The organism is Novosphingobium sp. FG90, assembly GCF_057808725.1.
The window spans coordinates 212,543-222,182 of record NZ_JBMDIO010000007.1 but is presented as its reverse complement, the minus strand read 5'-3'; the positions used below and the strand labels follow the sequence as shown (position 1 = coordinate 222,182).

At 62.7% G+C, this 9,640-nt stretch carries 9 protein-coding genes; 2 read left to right on the top strand and 7 right to left on the bottom strand.

Annotated elements, in window-relative coordinates:
• Positions 1 to 484 precede the first annotated feature (484 nt).
• Positions 485 to 787: a helix-turn-helix domain-containing protein gene (locus tag ACODRZ_RS09290; protein WP_488986194.1), complete on the top strand. Its 303-nt coding sequence runs from the start codon at positions 485 to 487 to the stop codon at positions 785 to 787.
• Positions 723 to 968 (top strand): hypothetical protein, encoded by a 246-nt coding sequence (locus tag ACODRZ_RS09285; protein WP_488970191.1) that lies wholly within the window; start codon positions 723 to 725, stop codon positions 966 to 968. Before ACODRZ_RS09290 ends, ACODRZ_RS09285 begins: the two co-directional genes overlap by 65 nt.
• Positions 969 to 1,510: 542 nt before the next feature.
• Here the strand turns inward: ACODRZ_RS09285 and ACODRZ_RS09280 are convergent.
• The 7 genes from ACODRZ_RS09280 to ACODRZ_RS09250 all read right to left on the bottom strand — a co-directional run bounded on the left by ACODRZ_RS09280 (position 1,511) and on the right by ACODRZ_RS09250 (position 9,619).
• A complete protein-coding gene (locus ACODRZ_RS09280; protein ID WP_488970184.1) occupies positions 1,511 to 3,856 on the bottom strand; it encodes a membrane-bound PQQ-dependent dehydrogenase, glucose/quinate/shikimate family in 2,346 nt (781 codons plus the stop codon).
• Positions 3,857 to 4,084: 228 nt separating this feature from the next.
• The gene (locus tag ACODRZ_RS09275) at positions 4,085 to 5,503 is read right to left on the bottom strand and encodes an outer membrane protein assembly factor BamB family protein (RefSeq protein ID WP_488969966.1); all 1,419 of its coding nucleotides are present in this window, start codon (positions 5,501 to 5,503) and stop codon (positions 4,085 to 4,087) included.
• A 75-nt stretch (positions 5,504 to 5,578) separates the two neighbouring features.
• The gene (locus ACODRZ_RS09270) at positions 5,579 to 5,821 is read right to left on the bottom strand and encodes a biotin/lipoyl-containing protein (RefSeq protein ID WP_488969967.1); all 243 of its coding nucleotides are present in this window, start codon (positions 5,819 to 5,821) and stop codon (positions 5,579 to 5,581) included.
• Positions 5,822 to 5,830: 9 nt separating this feature from the next.
• Positions 5,831 to 6,823: an alpha-ketoacid dehydrogenase subunit beta gene (locus tag ACODRZ_RS09265; RefSeq protein ID WP_488969968.1), complete on the bottom strand. Its 993-nt coding sequence runs from the start codon at positions 6,821 to 6,823 to the stop codon at positions 5,831 to 5,833.
• A gap of 14 nt (positions 6,824 to 6,837) precedes the next feature.
• Positions 6,838 to 7,842 carry a thiamine pyrophosphate-dependent dehydrogenase E1 component subunit alpha gene (locus ACODRZ_RS09260; protein ID WP_488969969.1) on the bottom strand — a complete coding sequence of 335 codons (1,005 nt, stop codon included), beginning with the start codon at positions 7,840 to 7,842 and terminating at the stop codon, positions 6,838 to 6,840.
• Between the two features lie 11 nt (positions 7,843 to 7,853).
• The gene (locus ACODRZ_RS09255) at positions 7,854 to 9,164 is read right to left on the bottom strand and encodes a M24 family metallopeptidase (protein WP_488969970.1); all 1,311 of its coding nucleotides are present in this window, start codon (positions 9,162 to 9,164) and stop codon (positions 7,854 to 7,856) included.
• Positions 9,161 to 9,619: a cupin domain-containing protein gene (locus tag ACODRZ_RS09250; protein ID WP_488969971.1), complete on the bottom strand. Its 459-nt coding sequence runs from the start codon at positions 9,617 to 9,619 to the stop codon at positions 9,161 to 9,163. Before ACODRZ_RS09250 ends, ACODRZ_RS09255 begins: the two co-directional genes overlap by 4 nt.
• Positions 9,620 to 9,640 lie beyond the last annotated feature (21 nt).

The window sequence follows — 9,640 nt, the reverse complement described above, 5'->3', positions numbered from 1 at the left end:
CCCGGAATACACCATCGCCTACACCGGAAATTACACCACGAGCGCGGACGCTAACTTCGACACTTCGCTCATCAACCGGGCATGGGGACATCAGGGCATAATGGCATGCAGGCATGGGTGGCGGATCTTTCTTGGAGGTCACCATCCGGGAAGAACGCGCGGACGGCCAGCTCGTGCGAATACTGCGGACTTAACACCCCCACCCAACCTAGCGCGCCTTTACTATCCTCGCGACAGGCGTCTGGGCGGCCATTGGCTGACGCGTCCTGGAGTTGCGATCAGCCAAGCGATAGCACCGCGTAGCAATTGCAAATGCAGATTATTCGCCAAGTTGATTGGAATTTCGATTCAGTTCCTCACAATCGTTGGAGAGGCGCGCAACTGATCAGCTTCGATCTCGACACCCTAAGTCGAAATTCGTCTTTGACGTCCGCGGAAAAGCTTGAAGCAATAAGAGGCGAGAAATGTCAAAACCGGCAGTTAAATGCCTTCCCTATGTACGTCTCCTGAAGAATGGCTCATGCAAAACCATGCCGCCTACACCCTCCTCAAGAAGCAAAGGTTCCTAAGCAAGATGGACCGCGACGACATTAGGAATTCCAACTCTTTCCTTACCAACTCTGAAGCTGCAGATTTCCTCCGCTTGTCCCCTCGGACACTTGAGAAACAAAGGGTTGTAGGAGGAGGACCCCCATTCAGAAAATTTGGAAGACGAGTTCTGTATGATCAAGCCGATCTTCAAAAATGGGCTGAAGATCGCAGGTTCGACAGCACATCTCAGTTTTGAATTTTGCTCGGGCGCGGCCACCCGCATTCCACGCCCCGAACTTTTCGCCCCTCCCTCCGATCATGCATCTTATGGAAAATCAGAAACTCGCACGCACACCGAGGACAGTCGATACGCCGGAAACATCCTTTCCCGCCGCAATTGCCAGATCTGCCCGCCCACCAAGCTTGCCTTCCTGTGACGCGTAAATAGGGTGCAAGCGATCGGTTACGCTAGCAGCGAAGGCAGGTACCAATTTCGATGCGTTCGGAGCCCGCACCGACATGCTGCGCCGCTAGGTCCTGAAACTCGAAATCTGTCTCAGCTTCAGGATCGTCCACGAACGACTGGGTGGTGCGCTGAGCATAGCCCGCCTTGCCGCGCGCATAAATGTCGCATTTGTTTCGAGATCAGCAACTGACCAATAAGGCGCTAGCCGCAACCGGCACGTGAGTATGCTTCCGATCGGGACGAATTCCTGCTGCATACAATGCTGCAGGGTAACCGTCCGATTGAGAACGCCAGCCTGATAACGATAATCTCATGAGACGGTCATAACGATGCCGCTAAAGAAGTCTCTCGATCGGGGATTACGATGCAGCCGGAGATACCGGGTAAAGAACGAGGCCACCGATAGACGGATTAGCAGAGCTAAATTTGGCCGCTGGGCTTCTCTATTGCCTGAACGACCTTCAGAAATGACCAGATCAACGCTCTTTCGATTACACGAGTACAAAGCCACATTCATCGCTGAGTGCTTGAGGAAAGCGAGAACGCAACAATTGCGTCACCAGGCTTAGTCCGCATGTACGCGTGACCACCGGCGGCAATTACAACGTACTGCCGCCCGCTTTTTCGCGATACATATGTAATTGGTGTCGCCTGTCCGCCTGCAGGTAGCCGCCCCTTCCATAGTTCCTTCCCGGTCGCCGTGTCGAAGGCCCGCAGATAGTTATCCATGGCTGCCCCAATGAAGGTAACGCCGCCAGCGGTAGTAGCGGATCCGCCAAGATTGAAGGCTCCCGGCACCGCCACGCCAAACGGAGCAGTATCAGCTGAGGTGCCGAAGGTACGGCTCCAGGCGATCCGCCCGGTCCGCAGGTCAACGGCGGCCAATTTACCCCATGGCGGCGCCTCGCAGGGAATGCCCAATGGCGAGAGCATAGGCAGTAGACTGACGCCGTAATTCGTTCCGTATTGCGGCAGGTAGCCGGGCGCGTGGGAGTCCTTTGCCATAGCCGGACGATCGGTTTTTGCGCCATGACGAAATAGGCGCACCTCCTGGGGGATCGCAGCGGAGTTCACGATCATCAGTTGGCGCTGCGGATCGATGCTGACACTGCCCCAGTTGAGGATGCCGAAGGTGCCCGGCCACTGCAGCATGCCGCGTTCGGAGGGCGGTGTGAACATGCCCTTGTAATCCAGCGAGCGGAAGCGGATGCGGCACCACATCTGATCGAGCGGGGTCGCACCCCACATTTCTGCCTCGGTAAGCGGCGGCGGAGCGAAAGACGCGAACCCGGTCGGATAGGGCTGCGTGGGCGAATAGCGTTCGCCGGGCAAAGTGCCGCGGGGCACCGGCCGCTCCTCGACAGGGGTCAGCGGCTTACCAGTCGCACGATCAAGAACGAATATCTCACCCCTCTTGGTCGGCACGATCAAAGCCGCTGACTTGCGACCGTTCAGCGCGAGATCGACAATGCTCGATTGAGCCGGCAGGTCGTAGTCCCAAAGGTCGTGGTGCACCGTTTGGAACGACCACCGCACACGTCCAGTCGTCACATCCAGCGCGACCAACGAACTCGCATAGCGCTCCAGCATCGGCGAACGATGAGTACCGACGTGATCCGGAGTGGCATTGCCCGTGGGCACATAGACAAGACCAAGCGTTGGGTCGGCGCTGAACGCCGTCCAGGCATTGACCGAGCCTCGCGTCCACTTCTCTCCCTGCTTGAGCGGTGGCGCATCGTCAGGACGGCCGCTGTCCCAGGCCCAAAGCAGCATGCCGGTCTTCACATCGAACGCACGCACGACGCCTGAGGGATCGTCCTTGGTGTAGTTGTCCCGTACATAGGCGCCGAGAATTGCGGTGTTGCCGACGATCACCGGGGGTGATGAGGTGTAGGAGCGGAACGGGTCCACATCCCCCAGCCCCTCGTCGAGGTTCACAGTCCCGTTCTTGCCGAAGTCCGGACACGGCGTGCCAGTCGCAAGATCGCTGGCAAGAAAGCGGCCGTCAACGGTCATGCTGAGGATGCGCTTGGCGCAGATGCCCATTGCAGCGGGATCGGCATGATAGGATACGCCCCGGCAGTTGAGCATCTGGGCATTGCCGATCCGCGTGTGCGGATCGCGTAGCCAGATCTGTTTGCCGGTATCCGCATCGAGCGCGAAGACCTTGCCGGTCGGCGAACAGAACACGACCTTGTCATCCACCATCAGCGGCGTCGCCATGAACGAGATAGACTTGATGTCGGGCCGCTTCGCCTTGGTATCGCCGGTTTCGAAGGACCAAGCCTGTTCCAGCTTCGCGGCATTCGCGGGTGTGATTTGTACTGCCGGGGAATGGCGAGTGCCGAAAACGTTCGCGCCGTAATCGGTCCATTCCGCGCCGGCAGGACTGGGCGCGGAAAGCGCCATCGTGCGATCGGATGAAACGTCGAAAACCGGCACGGTCAGGAAAGTGCCGAGCAGCACAAGTGCCGCCAAGCAGACGACCGAACCCAGCCCCCAGCGCGTCCCAGCATCGGTAGCGGGTGTCAGGCGCCGGCGGATCTGCGGCAACGCCAGCAGCAAACCGATCACCGTTGGGCCGGCAAGTCGAGGGAGAAGCTGCCAGAATTGTGCGCCAACTTCCCAGAAGGACCAGAGCACAGTGAAGGCCAGCATGGCGGCGTAGACAAGAAGTCCCCACCGATTGCCTCGTGCCAGCAGTCCGCTGGACATTACACAGGCAAGCCCCGCCGCGAAATAGTAGAACGAACCGCCAAGGGTCAGCAGCTCGGCACCGCCGACGACCAGCACTGCGCCGATCGCGAGCAGCACCGCGGCGATTAGCAATCGCACCCATTTTCCGCTCGTCGTTACCATATCCACAATGTTCCCTCTCCAGAGCAACCGGGCCTGCGATCGTTTATCAAATCGCTTTCTTCGCCCCGAGCACCAAAGCAACAATCTTAAAGTAAAGTGGGCATATGCTGCGCCTAAGTACGTCGTGGTTCGCCAGAATTGAAATCTGGCTGGCTCCTATATGGCTCCTAGCGATGATCAGACGTCGCAATTGCACGCATCAGCCAATTCATAAATTATTGTAATACATCAAATATTTTGAATGCGGTTCATCTCCGCGGGCGCTTGACGAATGTCATAGTCCCACAAGTCATGATGCACGGTTTGAAAGGCCCACCGCACGCGCCCGGTCGCCACGTCCAGAGCGACTATCGAACTGGCATAGCGCTCCAGCATCGGCGATCGATGCGTGCCCACATGGTCCGGCGTTGCGTTGCCCGTCGGCACGTAGACAAGGCCCAGCTTCGGATCGGCACTGAACGCCGTCCAGGCGTTGACCGAACCGCGCGTCCAGTTTTCGCCGGGCCTGAGAGGCGGCGCATTGTCGGGACGCCCGCTGTCCCAGGCCCAGAGCAGCTTGCCACTCTTCACGTCAAACGCGCGAACGACGCCCGACGGGTCGTCCTTGGTGTAGTTGTCGCGCACATAGGCGCCCAGGATCGCCGTATTCCCCACTATAACCGGGGGCGACGACGTATAGGAACGGAACGGATCCACGTCACCCAATCCTTCATCCAGGTTCACCGTCCCCGCCTTGCCGAAGTCCGGACACGGCGTTCCGGTCGCCAGATCGCTCGCCAACAACCGGCCATCCACCGTCATGCTGATGATGCGCCTGGCGCACAGTCCGGTGGCGGAGGTGTCCATGTGGAAGGATACCCCGCGACAATTGAGCATCTGGGCATTCCCGATGTTCGCATGGGGATCGCGCAGCCAGATCTGCCTGCCGGTATCGGCATCGAGTGCGAATACCTTTCCGGTTGGCGAGCAGAACACGACCTTGTCGTCAACCATGAGCGGTGTCGCCATGAACGAGATGGACTTGATCTCGGGCCGCTTGGCCTTGGTATCGCCCGTCTCGAACGACCACGCCTGTTCCAGCTTCGCGACGTTGGCGGGCGTGATCTGCGTTGCCGGTGAATGGCGGGTGCCTGACAGGTTGGCGCCGTAGTCCGTCCACTCGGCGCTTCCCGGGCTCGCCGGAGCAAGAACGGCCACGCGACCCGGTGATACGTCGAAGACCGGCACCGTCAGGAATGTACCCAGCAGCGACAGCGCCGCGACCAGCACGGCAGCGCCGAGGCCCCACCGCGTAGCGGCATCCGAAGCGCAGGTCAGTCGGTGCCGCAGCCACGGCAGCGCGAGAACGGCGCCGACCACGGTCGGCCCGGCAAGGCGCGGCAACAGCTGCCAGAACTGCGTACCGACCTCCCAGAAGGCCCAGACCACGGTGCCCAGCAGCATGGCCGCGTAAAGCAGCAGCCCGCGCCCGTCACCGCGCCAGAGGAGCGCCCCCGAACCCGCGCAAGCCAGTCCGGCGGCGAGGTAATAGGCCGATCCGCCCAGCGTCAGAAGCCTGATCCCGCCGACGACCAGCACGGCCCCGATGGCAAGCAGTACCGCCCCCGCCAGCCAACGCAGCCAGCGGCCTTCCTTCCTGTCCTTCATCGTCCGCGTCCTCTCCCGGAACGTCTGCGTCGTCCCGGTCTTATCCCGGGATCATGGGTAGCCTTCAGCCTTGCCTCACCCCGTTTCGATCACCGCGATCGCGGCGCGCACGTCCACCGTCTCGCCCTCTTCCGCGACGATGCGCAGCAGCGTTCCGGAGACTGGCGAAGGCACCTCCACCGTTGTTTTCGCGGCTTCCACCTCGACGAGATTCTCTCCTTCCTCTATCCGATCGCCCGGCTGTTTCAGCCAGCGGACGATCTCGCCGTCCTGCATTCCCATGCCGTATTGCGGCAAAACCATCGTGAATTCGGCCATGTTCGCTCCTCAGGCTGGCTGGCACTCAATGGCACCCACAAGGCGCCTGGCGGCACTCACGATGCGCTCCACCGAGGGGTAGAGCGGCTTTTCGATGAGCGGACTGAACGGCAGGTGCGTGTCCGGAGTCGTGATCCGCACCACCGGCCCGCGCAGGGCCTCGAAGGCTTCCTCGACGATGGTGGCCGCGATCTCGCTGGCAGCGCTGCAGGTGCGGTTCGCCGGATCGACGCAGATCGCGCGGCCGGTCTTGCGCACCGAACGCAGGATCAGATCGCGGTCGAGCGGGACCAGCGTTCGCGGGTCGATGACCTCCAGCGAGATGCCCTCGCCCGCCAGCTGCTTCGCGGCCTTGAGCGCGACATTGACCCCGCCAGCGATGGCGACGACGGTGATGTCGGTGCCTTCGCGCTTGATGTCGCCCTTGCCGATGGGGATCAGGAAGTCGGGATCGTCGGGCACTTCGGCCTTGTTCATCCAGCAGGTGCCGTCCTCGAAGCTCATCACCGGATCGTCGTCACGGATCGCGGACTTGAGCAGCCCTTTCATGTCGGCGGCATCGGAGGGGCAGATGATCTTGAGGCCCGGCATGTTCATGAACATCGGGTAGGGCCGGTCCGAATGCTGCGCAGCATTGGAGTTGCCGTAGAACATGCAGGAGCGCAGCACGAGCGGCAGCTTCGCCTGCCCGCCATAGATGTAGCGGGACTTGGCGATGATCGAGCAGATCTGGTCCATCGCCGGATAGAGGAACGAGGACAGCGTCGCATCGACGATCGGCCGCATCCCCACCATCGCCGCGCCGCCCGCCGCGCCGATGAAGCCGTTCTCCGAGATCGGCGTGTCGCGGATGCGCTCCTCGCCGAAGCGCTCGACGAAGCCGGTGGTGGTGCCGAAGACATTGCAGCGAATATCCTCGCCCATCATGAAGACGCGGGGGTCGCGCTCCAGCTCTTCGGCCTGGGCCTGCTGGATGGCTTCGAGGAAAGTGATCCTGGGCATGGGTTCGCTCCTTCTCAGACGTGCGCCAGAACGTCGGCGGGGATCGGCAGGCGATCGACGAAGACGTGGTCGAAGGCCTCCTCGAAGGCCGGATATGCGCTCTCGCGCGCGAAGTTCAGCGAGTCGGTCACTTCCTCGGCGATGGCGGCATCGATGGCGTCGAGATCGCCTTCGGCCACGCCATCGGACAGGAGGCGCGCGCGGTAGAGCGTGATCGGATCGCGCGCGACCCAGTCGTCATGCTCAGGCCCGCGCGGGGTGAGGTCGCGGCCCATGTTCACCGCGTGGTCGCGGTAGCGGTAGGTCTTGGTCTCGATCAGCGTCGGCCCCTTGCCCGCGCGGGCGCGGTCGACCGCCTCGCGCACGGCCTCTTCCACCGCGTCCACGTCCTGCCCGTCGACGATGACGCCGGGGATGCCGTAGCCGTGCGCGCGGTCCGCGACGTTGACGCCCGCCACGGCGTCGGAGGTCGGCGTGGACATGCCGAAGCGGTTGTTCTCGCACACGAAGATCGCGGGCAGCTTCCACACGGCGGCAAGGTTCATGCCTTCGTGGATCGCGCCTTCGCTGGAGGCGCCGTCGCCGAAGAAGCACAGCGCCACGCGGTCGAGCCCCTGCAGCTTCGCACCCAATGCTGCACCTGCAGCAACCGGACCGCCGGAGCCGACGATGCTGGTCTCGCCAAGGCTGCCCATCGCGAAGTCGGACAAGTGCATCGAGCCGCCCTTGCCCTTGCACACGCCCGTCGCCTTGCCGAGCAGTTCCGCCATGAGCGGGCGCAGCATGGAGCCCTTGGCGATCGGATGGCCATGGCTGCGGTGCGTGCCGACCATGTAGTCGTCGTCGCGCAGGGCCATGCAGGCGCCGACGCCCGAGGCCTCCATCCCCGCATAAGTGTGCAGCGCGCCGGGGATTTCGCCTGCAGCATGGATGGCTTCGGCCTTGGTCTCGAACTGGCGGATGCGCTGCATCCGGCGGTACTTCTCAAGCCTGCGGTCGTTGTCGCCGATGGCGGTCATCGCTCTCTCCTTCAGGTATGGGCAGGTTCTGCGGCACCAATTTCTTCGGTCTGCGCTTCGAACAATTCGAGCGGCGCCGCGTACATCGGTTCGGGAGCGCCTGCGGTGATCGCGTAGACATTCTCCATGTGGCACGGCCCCAGCTTCGCGCCGAAGTAGAGGCTGTCGAGCGAGATCAGCATCCCCTCCTCCATGACGAAGCCCTGCTTGACCCCGGCCAGCCCCGCCGCCGGGAAGGCCAGCGGGATTTCCAGCGGCATCAGGCCGATGCCATGCGCCACCACCAGCAGCTTCTCGGGCGTGGCGATACCGTTCGCCTTCAAATGCTCGTAGCCGATTGCGGGCAAACTGGCGGTGGAGACGCCGGGGCGCAGCTGATCCACCATCTTGAGGAAGGCGTCGCGCAGGACGTCGTGCTGGTGGCGGTACTCGGCGCTGGCTCTGCCGACGACGGCGGTGCGGTTGATGTCCACCCAGAAGCCGTCGTGGATGCCCTGCGTCTCCAGGATCACGATGTCGCCGCGCCGCAAGGCCCGGTTGCCGCGCGTGCGGAACAGGTCGGGGATGAACTCGTCCGCCTCGTAGGCGCCGCCGAACAGCATCGCGCCTTCGTCGACGGGGATTACTTCGTTGCGGACCATGAAGTCGCAGATGCGTGCCTGCACGTCGTTCCAGTCGGCGCCTTCGTGGAGCAGCGATCCGGCGTGGGCGATGATGCGGTCCGCCAGCTTGCCCAGCTTGCGGTAGCGCGCCAGTTCGCCGGGGGTCTTCACCACACGCACCCGCATCATGAAGTCGAGCACGTCGGAGTATGCGTGCGGAACGGCGGCCGTGATCCGCGCGGAGACGCGGTGCTCGTCGAAGCCGATCGCCTTGCCCGCCATGCCGTGATCGGCAAGGCCCAAGGCAATGGCGGCGGCGATGTCGGGCTGGCAACTGCCCCTGATCGCGCCCATCATCCCGGCGGCGTCCTCGGCCAGCTGGCCGCCGTTGCGATCGGGATCGATGTAGCGGCTGACCTCGCAGAAGTTCAGCATGTCGAACGTCCGCACTTCTCCGAAAGTGCAGGCGTCACCGTCCTTGTTGAGCACCGCGACGAGGCCAAGGTTCGCCTCCGGGATCACCAGCGTCAGCGGTTTCGCCGGGTCGGCATAGACGATGGCGGCGGCCATCGGCTCCATCTGCTGCCAGCGTTCCAGGATCGAGTGATAGCCGACCGCATAGCGCACGTCATGCGGGTGGCTGAGGACGACCGCGTCCAGCCCCTCCGCCGCCATCATCGTGCGCAGCCGGTCGGCGCGGGGGTTCGAGGGTGCGGTCATGCCGCTTCCTCCAGCCCCTCGTTGGCGACGTTGGAGATGACTTCGCCCTTGGCCACGTCGCGCAGGAATTCGTGGTTGAGGATGAAGCGGATCTCGCCCCCGTCGTCGAGGAACGCGACGGCGCCGTGGCCCATGAAGAGATATTCGGTCACTTCGTCGCAGCGCGCCTCGTTGTGGCGCGAGCCGATCGGTTCGTACCCGTAAGTCCCCGCAGGCGCCGAGCCGACGTCGTAGATCAGTTCGCCCTTCGTGACGAAATACTGCCCATGGCCAAGGTGCCAGTGCGGGGCGAAAGTCGCGCCGGGCTCCATGTGGACCCAGAGCACCCAGTCGCCCGTCTCCTCGCTGTAGCGCAGCAGCCGGATCGTAGTGCCGGTGCCGAGCGCGACTTCGTGGCAGTCGTTGATGTTGACGATGAGGTCGCCGAGTTTTCCGGCATCGTGCTGAACGGTCATGGTTCTTGTCCTCTCGTTGGG